General features: G+C 50.9%; 26 protein-coding genes. 21 read left to right on the top strand and 5 right to left on the bottom strand.

Annotated features, from left to right (window positions below; translation table 11 throughout):
* Window positions 1-3: 3 nt before the first annotated feature.
* The 17 genes from prfA to ACYVUU_RS03590 all read left to right on the top strand — a co-directional run bounded on the left by prfA (window position 4) and on the right by ACYVUU_RS03590 (window position 13,337).
* Complete coding sequence (gene prfA / locus ACYVUU_RS03510; RefSeq protein WP_439775779.1) at window positions 4-1,089, top strand: peptide chain release factor 1; 1,086 nt, start codon at window positions 4-6, stop codon at window positions 1,087-1,089.
* Window positions 1,082-1,924, top strand: a complete 843-nt coding sequence (gene prmC, locus ACYVUU_RS03515; protein WP_484499962.1) for a peptide chain release factor N(5)-glutamine methyltransferase — start codon at window positions 1,082-1,084, stop codon at window positions 1,922-1,924. The genes prfA and prmC overlap by 8 nt, the downstream gene beginning before the upstream one ends.
* A complete protein-coding gene (locus ACYVUU_RS03520) occupies window positions 1,924-2,919 on the top strand; it encodes an L-threonylcarbamoyladenylate synthase (RefSeq protein ID WP_439775791.1) in 996 nt (331 codons plus the stop codon). Before prmC ends, ACYVUU_RS03520 begins: the two co-directional genes overlap by 1 nt.
* Window positions 2,920-3,018: 99 nt before the next feature.
* Entirely contained in the window at window positions 3,019-3,648 is a 630-nt protein-coding gene (gene upp / locus ACYVUU_RS03525) for a uracil phosphoribosyltransferase (RefSeq protein WP_002880062.1), read from the top strand.
* Between the two features lie 109 nt (window positions 3,649-3,757).
* Window positions 3,758-4,477, top strand: a complete 720-nt coding sequence (gene atpB / locus ACYVUU_RS03530) for a F0F1 ATP synthase subunit A (protein WP_270448249.1) — start codon at window positions 3,758-3,760, stop codon at window positions 4,475-4,477.
* Window positions 4,478-4,495: 18 nt separating this feature from the next.
* Window positions 4,496-4,723, top strand: a complete 228-nt coding sequence (atpE, locus tag ACYVUU_RS03535) for a F0F1 ATP synthase subunit C (protein WP_412135881.1) — start codon at window positions 4,496-4,498, stop codon at window positions 4,721-4,723.
* Window positions 4,724-4,772: 49 nt separating this feature from the next.
* Window positions 4,773-5,279 carry a F0F1 ATP synthase subunit B gene (atpF, locus tag ACYVUU_RS03540; RefSeq protein WP_439775777.1) on the top strand — a complete coding sequence of 169 codons (507 nt, stop codon included), beginning with the start codon at window positions 4,773-4,775 and terminating at the stop codon, window positions 5,277-5,279.
* On the top strand, window positions 5,279-5,821 hold the full coding sequence (gene atpH, locus ACYVUU_RS03545; protein WP_484499963.1) for an ATP synthase F1 subunit delta: 543 nt from the start codon (window positions 5,279-5,281) through the stop codon (window positions 5,819-5,821). Before atpF ends, atpH begins: the two co-directional genes overlap by 1 nt.
* Before the next feature lie 22 nt (window positions 5,822-5,843).
* Window positions 5,844-7,355, top strand: coding sequence for a F0F1 ATP synthase subunit alpha (gene atpA, locus ACYVUU_RS03550; protein ID WP_484499964.1), 1,512 nt, complete (start codon window positions 5,844-5,846; stop codon window positions 7,353-7,355).
* A 10-nt stretch (window positions 7,356-7,365) separates the two neighbouring features.
* A complete protein-coding gene (locus ACYVUU_RS03555; protein ID WP_439775774.1) occupies window positions 7,366-8,328 on the top strand; it encodes a F0F1 ATP synthase subunit gamma in 963 nt (320 codons plus the stop codon).
* A gap of 19 nt (window positions 8,329-8,347) precedes the next feature.
* Complete coding sequence (gene atpD / locus ACYVUU_RS03560; protein WP_439775773.1) at window positions 8,348-9,787, top strand: F0F1 ATP synthase subunit beta; 1,440 nt, start codon at window positions 8,348-8,350, stop codon at window positions 9,785-9,787.
* A gap of 11 nt (window positions 9,788-9,798) precedes the next feature.
* On the top strand, window positions 9,799-10,239 hold the full coding sequence (locus tag ACYVUU_RS03565; RefSeq protein ID WP_296228114.1) for a F0F1 ATP synthase subunit epsilon: 441 nt from the start codon (window positions 9,799-9,801) through the stop codon (window positions 10,237-10,239).
* 47 nt (window positions 10,240-10,286) lie between these two features.
* On the top strand, window positions 10,287-10,517 hold the full coding sequence (locus ACYVUU_RS03570; protein WP_439775772.1) for a DUF1146 family protein: 231 nt from the start codon (window positions 10,287-10,289) through the stop codon (window positions 10,515-10,517).
* 85 nt (window positions 10,518-10,602) lie between these two features.
* A complete protein-coding gene (gene mreB / locus ACYVUU_RS03575; protein ID WP_484499965.1) occupies window positions 10,603-11,592 on the top strand; it encodes a rod shape-determining protein MreB in 990 nt (329 codons plus the stop codon).
* Between the two features lie 2 nt (window positions 11,593-11,594).
* On the top strand, window positions 11,595-11,882 hold the full coding sequence (yidD, locus tag ACYVUU_RS03580; RefSeq protein WP_003617406.1) for a membrane protein insertion efficiency factor YidD: 288 nt from the start codon (window positions 11,595-11,597) through the stop codon (window positions 11,880-11,882).
* A 12-nt stretch (window positions 11,883-11,894) separates the two neighbouring features.
* A complete protein-coding gene (locus ACYVUU_RS03585; protein WP_002880076.1) occupies window positions 11,895-12,122 on the top strand; it encodes a DUF2969 domain-containing protein in 228 nt (75 codons plus the stop codon).
* A 24-nt stretch (window positions 12,123-12,146) separates the two neighbouring features.
* Window positions 12,147-13,337 (top strand): FtsW/RodA/SpoVE family cell cycle protein, encoded by a 1,191-nt coding sequence (locus ACYVUU_RS03590; protein WP_484499966.1) that lies wholly within the window; start codon window positions 12,147-12,149, stop codon window positions 13,335-13,337.
* A gap of 72 nt (window positions 13,338-13,409) precedes the next feature.
* Here the strand turns inward: ACYVUU_RS03590 and ACYVUU_RS03595 are convergent, their stop codons facing one another.
* From ACYVUU_RS03595 to rpsD, 5 genes are all read right to left on the bottom strand, one after another.
* The gene (locus tag ACYVUU_RS03595; RefSeq protein ID WP_439774679.1) at window positions 13,410-13,871 is read right to left on the bottom strand and encodes a universal stress protein; all 462 of its coding nucleotides are present in this window, start codon (window positions 13,869-13,871) and stop codon (window positions 13,410-13,412) included.
* Window positions 13,872-13,928: 57 nt separating this feature from the next.
* A complete protein-coding gene (locus tag ACYVUU_RS03600) occupies window positions 13,929-14,213 on the bottom strand; it encodes a hypothetical protein (RefSeq protein WP_484499967.1) in 285 nt (94 codons plus the stop codon).
* A gap of 352 nt (window positions 14,214-14,565) precedes the next feature.
* Window positions 14,566-15,870: a replication-associated recombination protein A gene (locus ACYVUU_RS03605; RefSeq protein ID WP_439774677.1), complete on the bottom strand. Its 1,305-nt coding sequence runs from the start codon at window positions 15,868-15,870 to the stop codon at window positions 14,566-14,568.
* Window positions 15,867-16,331 carry a YueI family protein gene (locus ACYVUU_RS03610; protein WP_484499968.1) on the bottom strand — a complete coding sequence of 155 codons (465 nt, stop codon included), beginning with the start codon at window positions 16,329-16,331 and terminating at the stop codon, window positions 15,867-15,869. The genes ACYVUU_RS03605 and ACYVUU_RS03610 overlap by 4 nt, the downstream gene beginning before the upstream one ends.
* A 124-nt stretch (window positions 16,332-16,455) precedes the next feature.
* Window positions 16,456-17,067, bottom strand: coding sequence for a 30S ribosomal protein S4 (gene rpsD, locus ACYVUU_RS03615; RefSeq protein WP_201331551.1), 612 nt, complete (start codon window positions 17,065-17,067; stop codon window positions 16,456-16,458).
* Window positions 17,068-17,363: 296 nt separating this feature from the next.
* On the opposite strand from rpsD, the gene ezrA reads away from it, so the two are divergent.
* The 4 genes from ezrA to ACYVUU_RS03635 all read left to right on the top strand — a co-directional run bounded on the left by ezrA (window position 17,364) and on the right by ACYVUU_RS03635 (window position 22,272).
* A complete protein-coding gene (ezrA, locus tag ACYVUU_RS03620) occupies window positions 17,364-19,082 on the top strand; it encodes a septation ring formation regulator EzrA (RefSeq protein ID WP_439774675.1) in 1,719 nt (572 codons plus the stop codon).
* Window positions 19,083-19,168: 86 nt separating this feature from the next.
* Window positions 19,169-20,326 carry a cysteine desulfurase family protein gene (locus tag ACYVUU_RS03625; protein WP_484499969.1) on the top strand — a complete coding sequence of 386 codons (1,158 nt, stop codon included), beginning with the start codon at window positions 19,169-19,171 and terminating at the stop codon, window positions 20,324-20,326.
* Between the two features lie 3 nt (window positions 20,327-20,329).
* Window positions 20,330-21,547 carry a tRNA uracil 4-sulfurtransferase ThiI gene (thiI, locus tag ACYVUU_RS03630; protein WP_484499970.1) on the top strand — a complete coding sequence of 406 codons (1,218 nt, stop codon included), beginning with the start codon at window positions 20,330-20,332 and terminating at the stop codon, window positions 21,545-21,547.
* Window positions 21,547-22,272 (top strand): pseudouridine synthase, encoded by a 726-nt coding sequence (locus tag ACYVUU_RS03635; RefSeq protein ID WP_484499971.1) that lies wholly within the window; start codon window positions 21,547-21,549, stop codon window positions 22,270-22,272. Before thiI ends, ACYVUU_RS03635 begins: the two co-directional genes overlap by 1 nt.
* The last annotated feature ends 83 nt before the right edge of the window (window positions 22,273-22,355 follow it).

Raw genomic sequence — 22,355 nt, forward strand, 5'->3', positions numbered from 1 at the left:
TAAATGGACAATGTAATGGCACAGCTGGAAAGCTTGGAAGTGCGCTATGAAGAAATTCAGGAAATGATGGCGGACCCGGAAGTCATCGCTGACACCAAGCGCTACATGGAAATTACCAAGGAAGAAGCTGACATGCGGGAAGTCGTGCAGAAGTTCCGCAAGTTCAAGGCCGACAAAGAAGAAATCGCCGGCAACAAGGAAATCATCGCTGACGGTTCAGACGCTGAGCTGGTTGAGATGGCCAAGATGGAAAACTCTGAGCTGGAAGACGAAATCAGCAAGCTGGAAGACGAAATCAAGATCTTGATGCTGCCAAAGGACCCTAACGACGACAAGGACATCATCATGGAAATCCGGGGGGCAGCCGGCGGGGATGAAGCTTCCCTGTTCGCGGGCGACCTTTTAAGAATGTATGAAAAGTACGCTGAAAACCAAGGCTGGAACGTCTCTATTGTCGATAGCGAACAAACTGAAGTTGGCGGCTACAAGCGGGTAGCCATTATGATTACCGGCAGCAAGGTCTACTCCAAGCTGAAGTATGAAAACGGGGCCCACCGGGTGCAACGGATCCCAGTAACCGAATCAGCCGGCCGGGTGCACACTTCAACCGCCACTGTTGCCGTCATGCCAGAATATGAACAAGTTGACATCGACCTTGATCCAAAGGACATCCGGGTAGACGTCTACCGGTCATCCGGTGCCGGCGGCCAGCACATCAACAAGACTTCCAGTGCCGTCAGAATGACCCACCTGCCAACTGGCATCGTGGTGGCCATGCAAGACCAGCGGTCCCAGCAGCAAAACCGGGCCAAGGCCATGGAAATCCTGAAATCCCGGGTTTACGACTACTACGAAAGCCAGAACCGGGACAAGTACGACGCCAAGCGCAAGAACGCCGTCGGCACTGGTGACCGGTCGGAAAGAATCAGAACCTACAACTACCCGCAAAACCGGGTGACTGATCACCGGATCGGTCTGACTTTGAACAAGCTGGACCGGATCATGAACGGGGAGCTGGACGAAATCATCGATGCTTTGACGGTTTACTACCAAACCAAGCAATTAGAGGAGCTGGCTGAAAATGCCTAAAAGTTTACGAGAAATGCGGATTGAGGCCAGTGAACTGGCCGAAAGCGCCCGGAGCGAGGAAATCGACTTTCTGCTGGCTGAGCGGCTGGGGATGACGCCGAGCGAATACCAACTTAAGCAGGACCGGGAATTGACTGACGCTGAAGTCAAGCAGGTCAGAAAAGACATGAAGCGCCTGGCTAAAGGGGATTCGCCCCAGTACATCCTGGGCTATGCCTGGTTTTTAGGCTACCGCCTGCAGGTCGCTAAAGGCGTGCTCATTCCCCGCTTTGAAACTGAAGAACTGGTTGAATGGGCCCTGGAGCACTTAAAAGACGGCGACACCGTTCTGGACCTGGGAACCGGGTCAGGCAATATTACCGTGGCCCTGGCTAAAGAAGCCGAAGGCAAGGGGATTAAGGACCTGCATTTTTACGCCAGCGACATTAAGGACACGCCTCTTAGAATCAGCGAAGAGAACTTTTTGGACTACGGCCTGGACGTAACCACCCGCAAGGCCAACGTTTTGCTGGGCCTGGGCAAGTTTGACCTGATCATTTCCAACCCGCCTTACATCAAGCCGAGTGAAAAGAACGTGATGGACAAGAGCGTTCTGGCCAATGAGCCGGAAGAAGCCCTGTTTGGCGGCCAGGACGGCCTGGCCTTTTACCGGAAGTTTGCTGAAGAAGTCAGAGACCACTTGAATCCAGGCGGCCGCTTTTTCATGGAATTTGGCTTCAGCGAGGAAGATGAGCTGAAAGCTCTGTTTGCCGAAAAATTGCCGGACTTCAAGGTGGAATTCCGCCGCGACATGGCCGGCAAGCCGCGGATGCTGTTTGGGGAGTGGCAGAAATGATGGAAACCAAGATTTTTAAACGGGAACAATTGGATGAAGCAGCCCGCCTGCTCAGCCAAGGGGAGCTAGTTGCCTTTCCAACCGAAACTGTCTACGGTCTGGGGGCTTTGGCCACCCGGGATGATTCAGTCAAGAAGGTCTACGCGGCCAAGGGCCGGCCCAGTGACAACCCCTTGATCGTGACCGTAGCTGACGAAGCCATGATGCGGCCTTACGCTAAGGAAGTGCCAGAGCGGGCAGAGAAGCTGATCAAGCACTTCTGGCCAGGTCCCTTGACTATCCTGCTTTTAGCTAAAGAAGGGGCCCTGCCGGAATCTGTAACCGGGGGCCTGCCAACGGTTGCCTTCCGCTGCCCGGACGACCAGCTGACCCATGACTTGATTGCCAAGCTTGGCTACCCGATCGTCGGGCCTTCGGCCAATACTTCAACCAAGCCGAGCCCGACTACTGCTCAGCATGTTTATCATGACTTAAAGGGCAAGATTGCCGGGATCGTCGATGGGGGCGAGACTGAAGTGGGCCTGGAATCAACTATCGTTGACTTGTCAGTTACCCCAGCGGTCGTTTTGCGGCCGGGCAAGATTACCCCAGAAGAAATCAGCCAGGTCTTAGGCGAAGAAGTCTTGATCAACCGGGGCCAGGTAAGCGACAAGGAAGTGCCGAAGGCGCCGGGGATGAAATACCGCCACTACGCGCCAAGTGCCCAGGTTTACGTGGTTGACCAGGCGGAAACTTTTGCCAAGCTGGACCTGGATGCTTCTTGCGGGGTTATGGCAAGCAGTGACCTTTTAGAGGAATTGCCCCTGCCTGCAGAAAATAAATTCAATTTAGGCAAAAATCTGACCGAGGCTGACCACAACCTATTTGCCGGCCTCCGCTATTTTGACGACCGGTCAGAAATTAAAACTATTTATGTAGAGGGCTTTGAACAAGGAGAGGAAAGCCTGGCCTACATGAACCGGTTAAACAAGGCTGCTGGCGGCCATCATGTCTAACCTGTACAATTCACGGCTTTTAAAAAAGAAATGGCTTTAAACCATTTCTTTTTTTATTTATAATAGAGATGACATGGTATTTTTGAATGGAGGAACTATATGGGAAAGTTCACTGTGTTAAACCATCCATTGATCCAGCACAAGCTGACGATTATTCGCCGCAAGGAAACTGGATCAAATGAATTTCGGAGAATCGTTGGCGAAATCGCCGGTCTGATGACCTACGAAATCACCCGCGACCTGCCTTTGCAAGACGTTGAAATCGAAACGCCAATGGGCAAGACGGTGCAAAAGGAACTGGCCGGCAAGAAATTGACCATCGTGCCAATCCTGCGGGCCGGCATGGGCATGGTCAACGGGGTTTTGGAAATGATTCCGTCAGCCAAGGTCGGCGTCGTTGGCATGTACCGCGATGAAGAAACCTTGAAGCCGGTAGAATACTTCTTCAAGGTTCCTAAGGACGTTACGGAACGTGAATGCCTGGTCGTTGACCCGATGCTGGCTACTGGCGGTTCCGCCAACCTGGCCATCGAAGCCTTGAAGAAGCGGGGCGTGACTGACATCAAGCTGGCTGTCCTGGTTGCTGCTCCAGAAGGCGTCAAGGCCGTGCAAGACGAGCACCCGGACGTTGACATCTATGCGGCTGCCCTTGACGACAAGCTGCTGCCAAATGGCTACATCTTCCCAGGCCTGGGGGATGCAGGTGACCGGATCTTCGGGACTAAATAATTAAAAAATCGCCAATAAAAGCGATTGCAAAAGTTCCAATTCATTTTTATTGGTGTACAATAAATGACGTGTTCGAAGAATTCAACACAAGAAGGGAGGTCACGAAGAATTGGAGAAATCACTTGTCTTCAATATTAACGGTACCGGACTGAATGTCGACATGGTTGGCATTATCGGTTCGACCTTGATGGCAATTGTGGTTTTTGCCATTTGTTACGCTCTTTCACGTAAAGTTGAAATGAAACCGAACAAGAAACAAAATGTCCTGGAATACCTGATCGATTTTACCGACGGGATTGTCAAGGACAACGTCGAAGACCCGGCTGCGCAAAAACATCTGTCTCTTTACGCCTTTGTTTTGTTCCTTTTCATCTTCTGCATGAATCAACTAGGGTTGTTCTTGGAAGTGAAAGTCGGTGACTATATGGTCATCAAATCACCAACTGCTGATCCAGTGACGACGATGTCGTTCGCGATGATGACCTTGCTTCTGTCATTTACCTTCGGGATTCAGAAATTTGGCACTAAGGGCTACCTGCAGAACTATGCACGTCCTGTTGGTTTCCTTTTGCCAATTAACATCATTGAAGAATTTACCAACTTCTTGACGTTATCACTGCGTCTCTACGGTAATATCTTTGCGGGTGAAGTCCTGCTGACTCTGATCGGGAACCAGCTGGGGCCAAGCATGGGGATTGTAACCAGAATCCTGGCTGCGCCGCTCGCAATGATCTGGCAAGGTTTCTCTGTCTTCATTGGCTCTATCCAGGCGTATGTTTTTGTAACTCTTTCTATGGTTTATATTGGCAAGAAGGTTACACAAGAATAATTTTTCGGAGGTTTTATTATGACTACAGGTTTAAAGGATTTAGCTGCTGCACTTGTTGCTGGTATCGCTGCTTTGGCTGCTTCATGGGGGAACGGTAAGGTTATCTCAAAGACGATCGAAAGCATCGCCCGCCAACCAGAAAGTGCTGGTAACTTGAGATCAACCATGTTCATCGGTGTTGGTTTGATCGAAGCCGTTCCAATCCTGGCTATCGTTATCGCTTTCTTGATTTTGTTCCTTAATTAATCAGACGTTAATTTACATTAGTTACTAAATTGAGAGAGAAGGATTGTCGATGGAATTTCAACCAGTATTCGCCGGCGCTGAAATCTCAATCATTAATACCCTTTGGTATTTAATCGTATTCAGCATCCTTTTGCTGGCCGTCAAGCACTATGCCTGGGGCCCGGTAAAGGACATGATGGAGAAGCGCCGTCAGAAAGTCATTGATGACTTGGATCAAGCTGCCAGCGACCGTAAGAAGGCTGAAACTTTGGCCAATGAACGGGAAGCAGCCTTGAAGAATTCAAGACAAGAAGCAACCCAGATTCTCTCCGATGCCAAGAGTAATGCGCAAAAGACCGGCAAGCAAATCGTCAGCGAAGCAAACGATGAAGCTTCCGCTATCCGGGAAAAGGCCAAGGCTGATGCAGCTCAAGCGAAGACTGACGCCTTGAACGAAGCCCGCGACGAAGTTGCTGATCTTTCTGTGACGATTGCGGAAAAGGTAATTGCTAAGAACTTATCTGCTGCTGATCAAAAAGATTTAGTTGATCAGTTCATTAAGGGGTTGAACGATTAATGGCCTTAAGTAGAGAAGAAACGGCAAGACGCTACGGAACGGCGATCTTTGATTTTGCCAAAGACAGCGGCAAGACAGAGCTCATGTTCAGCGAACTGACTGAATTAAAGCGGGCAGTTCAAGCAGAGCCCCGTTTTGTCCAGGTTCTGAGCAATCCTGTTTTGGACGCTAAGCAAAAGAAGAATCTTTTGACGGCGGTTGAACAGGGCTTTTCTGCAGAGCTTCAAGAAGTTCTGAACTTCTTGCTTAGCTATGATCGTTTTGACAACTTGGTTGACATCATTGATTACTACATTCACCTGTACAATGTTGCCAACCACATCGGAACGGGTGTCGCTAAGACTGCAGTGAAGCTAGATGAAGATCAGCTGCAGCGCCTTGCAGACAGCTATGCCAAGAAGTATGGCTTGCAGGCACTTCATCTTGAAAATGAAGTTGATCCAGAAATTATCGGCGGCGTGGTCCTTGAGGTTGAAGGCCGCGTGATCGATGGCTCAGTAAAGCATCGATTGGAGAAAATCCGCGCCGTATTAACAAAGTAAGTATTATAAAGAGGTGAAACCATTGAGCATTAAAGCGGAAGAAATCAGCTCTTTAATCAAGCAGCAACTTGAACACTACGACGATAAGCTGGACATCGATGAAGTCGGTGTCGTAACTTACGTCGGCGATGGTATCGCCCGCGCTCACGGCTTGAACAATGTCTTGTCAAGTGAGCTTTTGCAGTTCGACAATGGTGCCTACGGTATCGCCCAAAACTTGGAAAGCAATGATGTTGGTATCATCATTCTGGGCAAGTTTGACGACATCCGCGAAGGCGACCGCGTCAAGCGAACTGGCCGGATTATGGAAGTTCCAGTTGGGGATGCTTTGATTGGACGGGTTGTGAATCCACTGGGCCAGCCAGTTGACGGCTTAGGTGAAATTAAGACTGACAAGACTCGGCCGATCGAGTCCAAGGCGCCAGGCGTTATGCAGCGGCAGTCAGTCAACCAGCCTTTGCAAACTGGTATCAAGGCAATTGATGCGCTGGTGCCAATTGGCCGTGGTCAGCGTGAGCTGGTTATCGGTGACCGTAAGACTGGTAAGACCAGTTTAGCGATCGACACCATTTTGAACCAAAAAGGGCAAGACGTAATTTGTATTTACGTCTCAATTGGTCAAAAGGAATCAACTGTCAGAGCACAAGTTGAAACCTTGAAGGAGCTGGGGGCGATGGACTACACCATCGTCGTTGAAGCTGGTCCGTCAGAACCAGCGCCAATGCTTTACATTGCGCCATATTCCGGGACCGCGATGGGTGAAGAATTTATGTACGCCGGCAAGGACGTCCTGGTTGTCTTCGACGACTTGTCCAAGCAGGCTGTTGCCTACCGTGAACTTTCCCTGCTGCTTCGTCGGCCGCCTGGCCGTGAAGCCTACCCAGGTGACGTCTTCTACCTGCACTCACGTTTGTTGGAACGGAGTGCTAAATTGAGCAAGGAACTGGGCGGTGGCTCACTGACTGCTCTGCCATTCATTCAGACTGAAGCCGGGGACATCTCCGCCTACATTCCAACCAACGTTATTTCCATCACTGACGGACAGATCTTCTTGCAAAGTGACCTGTTCTTCTCAGGCACGCGCCCAGCCATCGACGCCGGGGCTTCTGTTTCCCGTGTCGGCGGGGCCGCGCAGATCCCAGCCATGAAGAAGGTTGCCGGTACTTTGCGGACCGACCTGGCTTCATACCGGGAACTGGAAAGCTTTGCCCAGTTCGGCAGTGACCTGGACCAAGCAACGCAAGCCAAGCTGGCCCGCGGCCGGCGGACCGTCGAAGTTTTGAAGCAGCCGCTGCACAAGCCGGTTGCCGTTGAAAAGCAGGTTGTCCTGCTTTACGCTTTGACGCATGGCTTTATGGACGCGGTACCAGTCGATGATATTGCTCGCTTTGAACAAGAACTTTACACCGACTTTGACGCCAACCATGCTGATCTGTTAGCTGAAATCAAGTCAACTGGCAAATTGCCAGATGAAAACAAGCTTCAAGAAGCTATTCAACAATTTGCATCCAGCTTTTCATCAAGTAACAAATAGGAGGTAGACTATGCCTGCATCTTTACTTGAATTGAAGAAGAGAATTGCTTCTGTCAAGCAAACGAGTAAGATTACTGAAGCCATGCACATGGTTTCAGCAGCTAAACTGAATCAGACTGAAAAAAGAGACAAGGGCTACCAGGAATACAACCAGCTGCTCCACCAAACCGTGTCGCGGCTGATGAGTGCCAGCGTGATCAATCACTTGAATAAGGCCAACTACCGCCTGACGCAAGACAACATTGACTCCATCGACTACGATGACGTCTTTGGGATGGGGATCATTTCTGACATGATCAAGCCACGGGCTGAAGTTCATTCCGTTGGCTACCTGGTAGTTACCGGTGACCGTGGTCTGGTCGGCTCCTACAACAGCTCAGTCATTAAGCAGATGATGGGCCTGGTAGCCGACGACAAGCTGCAGGGCAGAGAGTCCAAGATCCTGTCAATCGGCAGCGTCGGCTCCCAGTTCTTCAAGAAGAACAACTTGAACGTTGTCTATGAAAAAGACGGCGTTTCAGACGTGCCGACTTTCAAGGAAACCCTGCCAATCGTTTCAACGGCGATCAAGATGTACTTGAACGGCGTTTATGATGAACTGTACGTTTGCTACACCCACCACGTGAATTCTTTGTCTTCAGCCTTCCGGGCCGAAAAGATGCTGCCGATCGTCGACCTTGACATCGACACCGCGGAAGCCAAGGAAAGCAAGAAGATTGAATTTGAAGTTGCCCCTGACATTGATAGCGTTTTGGCAACCTTGCTGCCGCAATTCGCGCGGGCGGAAATCTATGGTGCCATTTTGGACGCCAAGACTGCCGAACACGCAAGTTCTATGACAGCCATGAAGAGTGCCACGGACAATGCCAAGGACCTTGTTTCTAGTCTTAGTTTGCAAATGAACCGTGCAAGACAAGCACAAATCACTACTGAATTGACTGAAATCGTCAGTGGTGCGAATGCACTTGAATAAGAGAAAAGGAGGTAGAAGTTTGAGTCAAGGTGAAATCGTTCAAGTAATCGGCCCTGTTGTCGACGTCAAGTTTCCTATTGGCAAAGACCTGCCAGACATCAACAATGCCTTGAAGGTCATCAAGTCAGACGACGAATCGATTATCCTTGAAGTTACTCTTGAACAAGGCGATGGCGTTTTGCGCTGCATCGCGATGGAATCTACCGATGGCCTTCGTCGTGGGATGAAGGTTGAAGACACTGGGAGCTCAATTTCCGTACCAGTTGGTCCGGATACCTTGGGCCGGGTCTTCAACGTTTTAGGTCAACCGATTGATGGTGGTCCAGAATTTCCAGCTGACCACCCTCGCTCCGGGATCCACAAAGAAGCACCTAAGTATGATGAATTAACTACTAGCCGTGAAATCCTGGAAACTGGTATTAAGGTTATCGACTTGCTGGAACCATATCTGCGTGGTGGTAAGGTCGGTCTGTTTGGTGGTGCCGGGGTCGGCAAGACCACGATCATCCAGGAATTGATTCACAACATTGCCCAGGAACACAACGGTATTTCCGTCTTCACTGGTGTCGGGGAAAGAACCCGTGAAGGTAACGACCTTTACTTCGAAATGAAGGCATCCGGCGTTTTGGAAAAGACTGCCATGGTCTTCGGGCAGATGAACGAGCCGCCTGGTGCCAGAATGCGGGTCGCTTTGACCGGTTTGACGATCGCTGAATACTTCAGAGACGTTGAAGGCCAGGACGTGTTGCTCTTCATCGACAACATCTTCCGGTTTACCCAGGCCGGTTCCGAAGTTTCCGCCTTGCTGGGCCGGATTCCGAGTGCCGTTGGTTACCAGCCAACTTTGGCAACGGAAATGGGTCAATTGCAAGAAAGAATCACTTCCACCAAGAAGGGGTCAATTACCTCTATCCAAGCCGTTTACGTGCCAGCCGACGACTACACTGACCCAGCGCCAGCGACTACTTTCGCCCACTTGGACGCGACGACCAACTTGGAACGTAGCTTGGTTGAACAAGGTATTTACCCTGCCGTTGACCCGCTTGAATCAACTTCCAGTGCCCTGGACCCAGAAATTGTCGGCCAGGAACACTACGACGTTGCTACCCGGGTTCAGCACATTCTGCAACGCTACCGCGAACTGCAAGACATCATCTCAGTTTTGGGTATGGATGAATTGTCAGACGAAGAAAAGCTGATCGTTGCCCGGGCACGTAAGATTCAGTTCTTCCTGTCACAAAACTTCTTCGTTGCCGAAGTCTTTACCGGCGTTCCAGGCTCATACGTTCCAATCAAGGAAACGATCAAGGGCTTCAAGATGATCCTCGACGGCCATCTTGACGACTTGCCTGAAGATGCCTTCAGAGGCGTTGGTCCGATCGAAGACGTTTTGAAGAAGGCGCAAAAGATGGGGGTTACCCCAAGCGATCCGGAAGCAAAAGCCTTATTAGAAAAGTAGGTTGATGCATCATGGCAGAAGCAGAGAAACTGTTTAAGATCAATATCGTTACGCCAAACGGGTTAATCTATTCTCACCGTGGCAGCTCCGTCTCAATGCGGGCTATTGACGGCGACCGGCAGATCTTGTACAACCACCTGCCGATTTTAACTCCGCTCACGATTGGTGAAGTCAGGGTCCAACGCGGCGCCGATGTCGACCACAAGGTTGATCACATCGCCGTCAGCGGGGGGATCATCGAATTCGCCGACAATGTGGCGACGATTATTGCCGACAACGCAGAACGCGCGCGCAACATTGACCTCAGTCGGGCTGAAGCTGCCAAGCAGCGGGCCGAGGCGCACATCAAGGAAGCCAAGGAAAAGCACGACGAGCAGTCATTGGAACGGGCTCAAATTGCTTTGCGGCGGGCTGTAAACCGGATTCACGTTTACGACGCGCTGCACAAATAAGGGAAAAGAGCGGATTTATTCCGCTCTTTTTTTATGGTAGATTTTATATGAGACAACTTGGAATTCACGCAATCATCAGCTTGGTGATCTACTTTGTTTGCATTGCCTTAGCCTTTCAGGCGATCAAAGCCGTCAGAATCGAGAAAATCATTCGGTCTAACCGGGTCTTTGAGGCCCAGGTCTTCTTAATTTTCACGGCGATTGCCCTGGGCTATACAGTCGGCCAATTTTTGATCGCCTTGATAGATACTTCATTGCAGCTCTCTAATCTCTTTTAAAGAATCGGTTAAAGCTAGGCGGAATCCGCTATACAGAGGGCTTTTATGGTACAATTAAAATTAATATGTTATGGAGGAAATAGACGTGTCAAAAGATATTGGTATTGATTTGGGGACCGCGAACGTTTTGATCAACGTTTCCGGCAAGGGCATTGTGATCGACGAGCCATCCGTGGTTGCCGTGGATACGAACACCAACAAGGTGGTCGCTGTCGGCACTGAAGCTTATGAAATGGTTGGCCGTACTCCTGGCAACATCCGCGTTATCCGGCCTTTAAAGGACGGGGTAATTGCTGATTTTGACATTACTGAAGCCATGCTGAGCTACTTTATTGAGAAGCTGAACGTAAAGGGCTTCATGAGCAAGCCGAACATTCTGGTCTGCACCCCGACTGGAGTAACTTCAATCGAGCAAAAGGCAATCATCCAAGCCGCGGAAAAGTCTGGCGGCGGCAAGGTCTACCTGGACTACGAGCCTAAGGTAGCAGCTGTTGGGGCCGGCCTGGACATTTTCAAGCCGCAAGGGAATATGGTTATCGACATCGGTGGGGGGACGACTGACATCGCCATCCTGTCCATGGGTGAAATCGTGACTTCCAAGTCCCTGCGCTATGCCGGTGACCGGATGAACCAGGCGATCGTCAACTACATCAAGGCCAACCACCAGCTCTTGATCGGGATGCGGACGGCTGAAGCCATCAAGATCGAAATTGGTGCCGCTACTGACCCAGACCCGGACGCAAGCATGAATGTCCGCGGCCGGGATACCATTGACGGTTTGCCAAAGCAAATCAAGGTAAGTAGCTCTGAAGTAACGGAAGCCCTGCAAGATGGCCTGCAAAGCATCATTGATGCTACCAAGCAGGTTCTGCAGGAAACGCCGCCAGAATTGTCTGCCGACATCATTGACCGGGGGATCATGATTACTGGTGGTGGCGCCCTGCTGAAGAACATCGACAAGCTGATTGCCGACAGTCTGCAGGTTCCGGTTTTGATCGCTGATTCACCGCTTGAATCAGTTGCCCTGGGCACTGGCATCCTGCTGCAGCATATTGAAAAGCACGAACGTCACTAATAATGCGTCAAATAATGATTCTTCTAGTCCGCTTTTACCAGCGGGCAATTTCACCGATTTTGCCGGACAGTTGCCGTTTCTACCCGACCTGCTCCAGCTATATGATCACCGCTTTGGAAAAGCATGGTCCGCTTTTGGGACTGCTGATGGGTCTGGCAAGGATCCTGCGCTGCAATCCATTTAACCGCGGCGGGGTGGATCCGGTGCCGGACAAGTTTACCCTATTGCGCAACCCACACCCAGAAGAATATGAAGACGAAATTATTGCCAGAAAATTCCACAGTCACTAACGAGGAGGGAATATGTCAAGAAATCAAGAAAACATCGGGATCGAGGTCAACGAACTGTCTGGCCGCCGGGTACCGACTTGGGAAGTAGTAATTCCGAAGAAGCGCCAGATCGGCTTGATCGAACAGGTTGACGGCAAGTTCAGGGTAACCAGCAGCAAGTCCAAGAACGTGATGTTTGCCAAGAGCCTTGATGCCGGCATCAACGACCTGCTGGCCTACTTCACCTTGCACGAAAAATAATTTTAACGAATAAAGTGATAGTTAATGGCAAAAGTTCAAGAAGAAAGCAAATGGTATGACCGCATTGCCTGGGGAGTCGTAATTCCCGTGGTGTTGCTGTCATTCGTCAGTTTTTATTCAATTTACAACGCGTCGGTTAACGACTCGACCTATGGGACGCCAACCAGAACCGTGGCCATGCAGATTGTTTGGTACACGGTTTCCTGGCTGATGGTAGCCTTCATCGTCCGCTTTGACGCCGAGCAGATCTTCAAGCTGGCCCCCTACCTGTATGGGCTGGGGATCCTCCTGCTGATCGCGGTCCTTTTCCTGTATGACCGGACAACGGCCGCCAGCAGCGGGGCCAAGAGTTGGTTTGTCGTTGGGCCCGTCAGCTTCCAGCCTTCGGAAGTCATGAAGCCGGCCTTTATCCTGCAGCTTGCCAGAGTAGTCAGAGAGCACAATGAGCGTTACTCCCACAACCTCAGAAATGACTGGCTCTTGATCGGCAAGGTCATGGCCTGGTTTTTGCCAGTAGCCATGCTCCTTATGCTGCAGCCTGACTTCGGGACCACCCTGGTCTTTGTAGCGATTACCGCGGGGATCCTTCTGGTTTCAGGGATCTCCTGGAAAATCATCATTCCTGTCTTTATCCTGATGGTAGTGGTTGGCGTCGGCGTCATCCTCCTGGTCTTTACCAGTGAAGGGCAGACGATTTTGCGCCATTACTTCAAGACCTACCAGCTGGAAAGAATCAAGTCCTGGAGTGACCCTTCAGGTGACAACTCCAACAGCGCCTACCAGCTCTGGCAGAGCATGAAGGCCATCGGGTCCGGGCAGATTTTTGGCAATGGCTTTAACAATATTAAAGTCTACGTGCCAGTCCGGAACTCAGACATGATCTTCTCCGTGGTCGGGGAAAGCTTCGGCTTTGTCGGCGGCGTGGCCTTGATCGGGATTTACTTCGTCTTGATCGTGCAGATGGTCAAGATCACCTTCTCGACCAAGAACGCCTTCTATTCATATGTGTCCACAGGGATTATCATGATGATTTTGTTCCACGTCTTTGAAAATATCGGCATGAGCATTGATTTACTGCCCCTTACCGGGGTGCCCCTGCCATTTGTTTCACAGGGTGGGTCTGCCTTGATCGGGAACATGATCGGGATCGGCTTGATCCTCTCGATGAAGTGGCACAACAAGGACTACATGTTCAGCACGGCTGGCGACTTTTAACTGAATTTTTGAGAGCATATGAAAACCGCCTCGGTCAATCGACCGGGGCGGTTTTATGATATTCAGCTGGACTTAGTCCAAAGCAGCCTTGTTGTGCCGAACGACCAGGATGTCGCAGTCAGCAGTTCTGGTGACGTATTCAGTCACGCTGCCGATGAGCAAACGCTCAACGGCGTTCAAACCGGTCGCGCCGACAACGATCAAGTCGATGTCGTGCTTCTTCGGGAATTCCCGGCTGATGATGGCCTTTGGTGAGCCGAATTCGATAGAGTAGTGGACTTCCTTGACGCCGCTGTCTAAGGCAGACTGGTAGTACTTTTCCATCTTCTTCTTGGCGTCGTTGGAAACCTGCTCAACCATGGCTGAGTCAAAGCTGGAAACGTTCTGGAAGGACCGCGTGTCGATAACGTGGAGAATTTCCAGGCTGGCGTTCATGTGCTTGGCAACCGTAACGGCCTTCTTGAAAGCCAGGTCAGCTTCCTTGGAACCGTCAACAGCTACTTGGATATGTTTGTATTGGTATTGTTTAGTCATTTTTGCCACCTCTTCCTGTCTCTATTTTACCAAAAAAATGAAAGCATTTTAATAAATTTACTGATTGTTTTGCGAAAGCAGGAGGGCGAAGATAAAAATCGTCGCTGAGCCCAAAAAGAGGGTGATCAAGTTGAGATACTTGTTGTCAAAGAAGAGCAAAATGATCCCCAAAACGCTGATCGCGAGAAGCGTCCAGGCGCAGATGGTCATCAAGCTGTGAAGCTCCGGGGAGCTGGAAACGTCAAAGACCAGGAAGGCGCCGTTTCTCCGGTGCCAGAGGTACCAGGCGGTCAGCAGCATGCAGGCGATAAAAATAATCATGAAAATACGGATGTAGAGCATCGAATGAACTTTCTAGTTTTCAAAAGGGCTGAAAACACACTGAGTAATCTAGGGGCAGGAATAAACAAAAAAGCGGCCCGAAGGACCGCTGTTATTGTCTAAGAAAATCCGAGTTGACCAAAGCATAAATGGCGCTTGTTGATCCCGTAAAAAAATCACAAAATCCGGCCCATCGCGCAGTGAATATGGATTCTGCGTAAGCAGCATTCCGATTCAGTAGTTACTGACAGGCCACCACGTCCTTAAGTTTGATCGGTCAACTAATTTACAAATAAGCTTTCTGACGATCAACTCAGATCACTTATTATAATATAGAACCCGGCAGCCTTTGTCAAGTAAAATCGTAGCGCTTTCACTTCCTCTTAAGACCCTCTTTTTGCAGGTCATGCAGGCGCTGGTACTGGCTCTTAAAAGCTGCTTCAAACTTGCTCTCGCCCTTAGGGGCAAAGTACTGCTTGCCCTGCAGGCGGTCAGGCAGATAGGCCTGGGCCACCCAGTCGCCCGGGTAGTCATGGGGGTAAAGATAGCCAGTTCCGTGGCCCAGCTTGCCGGCACCTTGATAGTGGGCGTCTTTCAACTGGTCGGGAATCTGGCCGACATTAGTCTGGCGGATATCGGCTAAAGCCGCGTCGATAGCTGTCATAGCAGAATTGCTCTTAGGAGACAAGCAGAGCTCGATGACGGCGTTGGCCAGGGGGATCCGGGCTTCTGGCAGGCCCAGCTGCTGGGCGGTCTGTACGGCTAAAATAGCCCGCTCACAGGCCGGCGGATTGGCCAGGCCGATATCTTCATAGGCAATTACGCTGAGCCGGCGGCAGATTGAAACCAGGTCACCGGATTCGAGAAGCCGGCCCAGGTAGTGCAGGCCCGCATCAGTGTCAGAGCCCCGGATGGACTTTTGAAAGGCGGACAAGAGGTCATAGTGGCCGTCCCCGTCGGCATCAAAGTTCTGGATTTTCAGCTGCAGGGAATCGGCCATGTCGTCCAAGGTAACCGTGAAAGAGGAGGCGTCTTTGCCTTCAGCTTCCAGTTCCTGCTTGGTCGACAAAACCGCCAGTTCCAGGCTGTTTAAAGTGGCCCGCAGGTCCCCGTTGCCTTTCTGGGCCAAAAATTTCCCCGCTTCATCCGTCAGCTTGGCATGGTACTTGCCCAGGCCTCTTTCTTCATCGGTTAAGGCCCGGTTGACAGCTGTCAAAATCTCGTCTTCAGTCAAAGGCTTCAGTTCAAAAATCTGGCAGCGGGACCGGATGGCCGGGGAGATGGCCAGGTAGGGATTTTCCGTGGTGGCCCCGATCATGATCACCTGGCCGGATTCCAGCAGCGGCAAAAGGAAGTCCTGCTTGACCTTGTTGAGCCGGTGGATTTCATCCAGCAAAAGGACGACCGTCCCGCTCATCTTGCCTTCAGCGGCGACCTGGGAGAGCTCTTTTTGCCCGTCGGTAGCCGCGTTGAGCTGGCGGAAGGCATACTTGCTGCTGCCGGCGATCGCGCTGGCGATGCTGGTTTTGCCAATGCCCGGCGGTCCATACAGAATCATGGAAGAGAGCTGCTTGGCTTCAACCATGCGGCGGATGATCTTTTTAGGGCCGACCAGGTGCTGCTGGCCGACGACCTGGTCGATGGACTGGGGCCGCATCCGGTAGGCTAAGGGCTTCATTTATCGCCCCCAAAGAATCTGGCCAAAAAGCCCTTTTTCTTTGGCACCGGCAATTCTTCCGCCGGCAGGGGCGGGGCGTAGACCTGGGTTAATTCGATCCGCATCCGGTTGATGGCTTCCTTGCTGACGACCAGAATGGCGGAATCGTCATCGCCTTTTCTGGCAGTTTCGTCATTGACCAGACGGAAGGAAACCTGCTCCTTGCTGGCCCGGCTTTCAATCTGGCCGACAAAGGTCGGGTTGGGGGTGTTGGCGTTGATCAAAATGGTGTAGCCCTTGTAGTCAGCAAAGTGATCCAAGAAAAGCTTGGTTAACTTGTCGTCTTCACAGTCTTTGATGGTCATGCGCACGAAAACCCGCTCCCTCAAAGAGCCCAAGAAGCGCCGCCGCTCGTCAGGTCTGGTCTGCGGAGTAATGCCGCTAGCAGCATTTTCGACTCTTTTGGCTAAATCTTCAGTCATGGCTTCGTCCTTTCTAAAAATTAAAACTGTCTTTTTCTGGGTCTAAAGCATATTATAACTGAACTTTTTGGGCAAGAAAAAAGCCTTTCCCAAAACTGGGAAAGACTTTGAAGCCGAATTGATATTACAGCAACTTGTTGTAGTATTCAACAACCAAGGCTTCGTCAATTTCTGGTTCCATTTCGTCACGTTCTGGGAAACGAACCAATTGACCTTCCATCTTGTCTTCGTCAAATGAAACAAATGATGGACGTGAAGCAACAGCTTCCAAAGCGTCCTTAACTTGTTGCAGGTTCTTTGACTTTTCCTTCAAGCTAATGGTTTGACCAACCTTAACTTCGTATGAAGGAATGTCAACGCGCTTGCCATCAACAGTGATGTGGCCGTGGTTTACCAATTGACGGGCTTGTTCACGGGTAGTAGCCAAGCCGAGACGGTAAACAACGTTGTCCAAACGACGTTCAAGCAAGATCATGAAGTTGGTACCGTGTTGGCCTTCACGGATCTTACCAGCGCGGGCAAACAAAGTACGGAATTGGCGTTCGTTCAAGCCGAACATCCAGCGCAGCTTTTGCTTTTCGTGCAATTGCATGCCGTATTCTGAAAGACGGCCGCGTTGGTTAGGACCGTGTTGACCTGGAGCGTATGAACGACGAGCAAGTTCCTTGCCAGTGCCTGACAAAGAAATACCCAATCTTCTTGACCGCTTCCAACTTGGACCAGTGTATCTTGACATATTAAAATTCCTCCAATAAAAATAATAAAAATTGTTGGAGTAAAATAATCACAATATAGGCTCAACATTCGTGCATCCCGAGTTTACATTTTCGCCCGTGCAGCGTGGGTTACTCGTTCACTAAACGTCCCGGGATGTTGACGTTCTTGTCGCTTATGGCTGCAAATATTTTACACGTTGACCATTATAAGGGCTTTGGGCCCGGAAAGCAAGAAAAAAACGCAGAAAGTCTGACAAAGTCGAAATATTTCAGAGGCTAGTTTGGTATAATTAACTTTAGTTCGGAGGAGAAAGATATGTCATCAACACAATCTCTACTACTCATCACTTTAATTATCACGATCATCGTCCTGGTCATGGCCATGCTTTTGATCAACCGCCGGCAATTGCGCGAGATCGAAGAGCTCGACAATGAACTGGGCAATATGGAAGACTTGCACTTAGAGCGCGCTATCGGCAAACTGGACCAGATGGAACTGGCCGGGGAAAGCCTGGCCACCCTCAATACCTGGAAGAAGAGCTACCAGAAGGCAGCGGAACTTTTTCCTGAAATCCAGCGCTTGATTGAAGACGGGGCAGACGAAAATGCCCGCTACCGCCTGGTCAAATCCCACCAAAGCATCAAGCAGGCCAGAGAATTAGTCGACTCCATCTCTGAAGACGTCAAGAATTCATCGGATGTCTTTACCCAACTTTTGGAGTCGAACCGGGAAAACAAGGCCCAATATGACGAATTGATGCAGAGCTACCGGGAAATCCGCAAGGAAATCCTGGCTGATTCTTTTGACTACAGCGTGGCGTTAGAAGAGATAGAAAACCACTTGTCCGCCATGGAAGAAGACTTTGCCCAGGCCAAGAATCTGTCGGCTCAAGGCGACCATGTTGAAGCCAAGCGGGTTTTGGCGAAAATACGCGACGATCTGACGGCCTTGAAGACCAAGCTGCCTGAAGTTAAGGAAGACCAGCACAACCTGCAGACCGTTTTTGCCGAACAGCTGGACGAAATCGCGGCTGGCTACAAGCAGATGCGGGATGCCAAGTACGGTTTCGGCAGCCTGGACGTCTTGCTGGAAATCAAGCAGAGCAACGACCAGATTGACCGGTCCCTGGCTTCTTTGGCCCAGCTGGATTTGGAAGAAACCAGCAAGGGGATGAAGAAGGTCGAAAAGGAGATCAAGACCCTTTACGGGATCCTGGAGAAGGAATACAAGGCCCGGCCTTTTGTTGAAAAGAACCAGGACAAGCTGCAGCGGCTCTTGACCCACCAGCAGACCGTCAGCCAGCAGCTGATCAAGAAATTGCGCCACATCGACGAAAGCTATGAGCTGACCCACGGGGAACTGGACGAAAGCCGGGAGCTGGAAAGAGAAGTCCATAAGATGGATTCTGACTACATCCGGGCCAGCCAGCGGATCGCTGATGGCCGGGCGGTTTACTCTGAAGTCCAGGATGACTGGATCAGAATTCTTGGCCGCCTGCAGGAAATCGGCAAGCGCCAGCAAGAGCTCTCTGAAGCGGTTGACGGCCTTTACGAGGCTGAAGAAGTTGCCCAGCGGTCAATCAAGGAATTCAAGCAGCAGGTCTCCCTGGTCTACCGCCACCTCAGCCGGCAGAATCTGCCGGGGATTCCGGAAGGCTTTTTGCAAATGTACACTCTGGTCATCAATGAAATCAGCAAGACCAGCGGGGAACTCAACCAAGTCCGGATCAATATGGAAAAGATCTCTGAAGAACTGGTGCAGATCTCAGATGACGTTGACCGCCTGCAAAGAGAAGCAGAAGATATTATCAGCTCAGCCAATCTTTTTGAGCTGACCATGCAGTACTCTAACAAGTTCCTGGACAATGAAGGCGTAGTACGGGCCCGCAGAAACGCTATGAAGCTGTATGACAGGGACTACAACTACAAGGATGCCCTGGACACGATCGCTACGGCGGTGGAGCGGGTTGAACCAGGCAGCTACCAGCGGATTGAAAATTCCTACTATCAAGAACAAAAAGAGCTGATTGATTGAAGTCAAGCGGCTTTTGGACTAAAATAAAATATCATTTAAAACTAAGCGGTCATTTAAATGGCCGCTTTTTTCAAGGAGCAAGAAGAGTGATTTATTTTGACAACAGTGCCACGACGAAAATGGCACCTGAAGCATTAGAGACCTACAGCCAGGTCGTGACCAAAATCTGGGGCAACCCTTCCAGCCTGCACAAGTTAGGCGACCGGGCCCACGGCTTGCTGGAAGCTTCCCGTAAGCAGATCGCGGATTTGCTGGGAGTAAATACCGATGAAATCTACTTTACTTCCGGCGGGACGGAATCCAACAACACGGCCATCAAGGGGACGGCCTGGGCCAAGCGGGAATTCGGCAAGCACATCATCACCTCATCCGTTGAGCATGCCTCAGTGGCCAATACCTTCACCGAACTGGAAAACCTGGGCTTCCGGGTTACCCGCCTGCCAGTTGACAAGGAAGGCCGGGTCAATCCAGAAGACTTAAAGGCCGCTCTGGACAAGGACACGACTTTGGTTTCTATCATGGGCGTCAACAACGAAATCGGGACTATCCAGCCGATCAAGGAAATTTCTGAAATCCTGGAAGACTACCCGAACGTTCACTTCCACGTCGACAATGTCCAGGCCCTGGGCAAGGGGATCTGGGACCAGGTCTTCACCTCCCGGGTCGACATGATGAGCTTCTCTTCCCACAAATTCCATGGTCCACGCGGCATCGGTATTTTGTACAAAAAGCGGGGCCGGATGCTGATGCCTTTGTGTGAAGGCGGCGGCCAGGAAAAAGGCTTAAGAAGCGGGACGGAAAACCTGGCGGCCATCGCGGCCATGGCCAAGGCCACCCGCCTGCTTTTGACAGATGAAAAGGAAAAGGCTGACAGAGAATACGCCATTAAGGAGAAGATCAGCAAGTACCTGGCAGATAAGCCGGGCATCCACATCTTCTCTCCTTTGCAGGCTGACTTCGCTCCCCACATCCTTTGCTTTGCCTTGGAAGGGATCCGGGGCGAGACTTTGGTCCACACTTTGGAAGACCAAGACATCTTTATTTCCACCACTTCCGCCTGCGCCTCAAAAAAGGCGGACGAAGCCAGCACTTTGGTGGCGATGAAGACGCCAGATGAAATCGCGACCAGCGCCGTCCGCCTCAGCTTTGATGAAAGCAATACTTTAGAAGAAGCAGACGAATTCATCGCGGCTTTTGACAAGATTTACCAGCACTTTGCCAAGATCAACCACTTAGGAGAATAAAATTTGCAATACACAGAAATCATGATTCGCTACGGCGAACTGTCCACTAAGGGCAAGAACCGGAAGGACTTTATCAACCGCCTGGCCAGCAATGTCCAAAAGGTGCTCCGCGACTTCCCGGACTTGAAGATCCAGACCCACCACGACCGGATGCACATCCTTTTGAACGGGACGCCTTTTGAACCAGTAAATGACCGCTTGAAGGTCGTTTTCGGGATCCAGACCTACTCACCAGTCATCAAGACTGAAAAGAGCCTGGAAGCCATTGAAAAAACTGCCCTGGAACTGATGCAGGCAACTTACAAGCCAGGCATGACCTTCAAGGTCAACACCAGAAGAAGCGACCACAAGTTTATCTACGACACCAATCAGCTGAACCAAATGGTGGCCGACTACCTTTACAACCACATGGAAGGCCTGCAGGCGGAAATGAAGCACCCGGACATGGTCCTGCTTTTGGAAATCCGCCAGGACGGGGCCTACATCTCCAACCAGCTCTTGCATGGGGCAGGCGGGATGCCGGTTGGCACGGCCGGCAAGGCAGTGATGATGCTGTCCGGCGGGATCGACTCCCCGGTAGCTTCCTACCTGGCCATGAAGCGGGGCGTGAACATTGAAATGGTCCACTTCTTCTCACCGCCATACACTTCTGAAAAGGCCCTGGCCAAGGCCAAGGAATTGACCAGCATTTTGGCCAAGTACAGCGGCCGGATCAATTTTATCGAAGTGCCTTTTGCTGAAATCCAGGAAACGATCAAGGAAAAGCTGCCAGAGGGCTACTTGATGACCGTTCAGCGCCGCTTCATGCTGCGGCTGGCTGACATCATCAGAGAAAAGCGGCATGCTTTGGCCATCTTCAACGGGGAATCAGTTGGCCAAGTTGCTTCCCAGACCTTGGAATCCATGGCAGCTATCAATGACGTGACGACCACTCCTGTATTGCGGCCAGTTGCCACCATGGACAAGACCGAAATTATCGCCAAGGCTGAAGAAATCGGGACTTTTGACCTGTCCATCCAGCCATTTGAAGACTGCTGCACCATTTTTGCCCCGCCGCGGCCAAAGACCAAGCCGAAGATCGACAAGGCCCGGGAATACGAAAGCCGCCTGGACGTTGACGGCTTGATTGAGCGGGCCTTGGCCGGAGTCAAGGTCACTCCGATCTACCCAGGCCAAAGCTTCCTGGATGACCTGGCTGAAGAAGACGCGGACCTGCTTTAATGCTGCGCCTGGACAAATTTTTGGCCAACATGAAGGTGGGATCAAGGTCCCAGGTTCATGAGATCATTAAAGCTGGCCAGGTGACGGTCAACGGGAAGGTCTGCCGGTCAGCCAAGCAGAAGGTGAAAGAAGACGCTGAAGTCCTGGTCAAGGGCCAGGCCATTGTCTACCAGCAGTACCACTACTTTTTGCTCAATAAGCCAGCTGGCGTCTTGTCAGCAACGGAAGACTCCCGGCAAAAGACCGTCCTGGACCTATTAAAAGACCAGGACCGCTATCAAAAAATTGCCCCAGTTGGCCGTTTGGACAAGGACACAACTGGTCTCTTGCTTTTAACCAATGACGGGCAATTGGCCCACCAGCTCCTGGCTCCGGAATACCATGTGGCCAAGACCTACTACGCTCTTTTGGCCGGACTGGCTGATGAAGAAACGGCCAAGGCAATTGCGGCAGGCCTCACTTTAAAAGACGGAACAAAGCTAAAGCCGGGCAATCTGAAGATCTTGAGGCAAGACAGAGACCAAGAGCAGTCAGAAATCGAGATCACCATTACGGAAGGCAAATATCACCAGGTCAAGCGGATGTTTGCCTCCCAGGGGATGAAGGTTTTAAAGCTCAAAAGGCTCAGCATGGGTCCCTTGACTTTGCCGGCTGATTTGGCGGCTGGCTCCTACCGGCCTTTCACGAAAGAAGAGCTGGCGGCCTTAGAGCAAGTTTCCCTTTAATGGCTGAAAAAATTATGCTATACTTTGTGACAAAGCCAAGATCAAGAGGTGGCGCTTCATGACAGAGAAAGGTCATTTAAGCT

The organism is Lactobacillus sp. WILCCON 0058 (assembly GCF_057198005.1).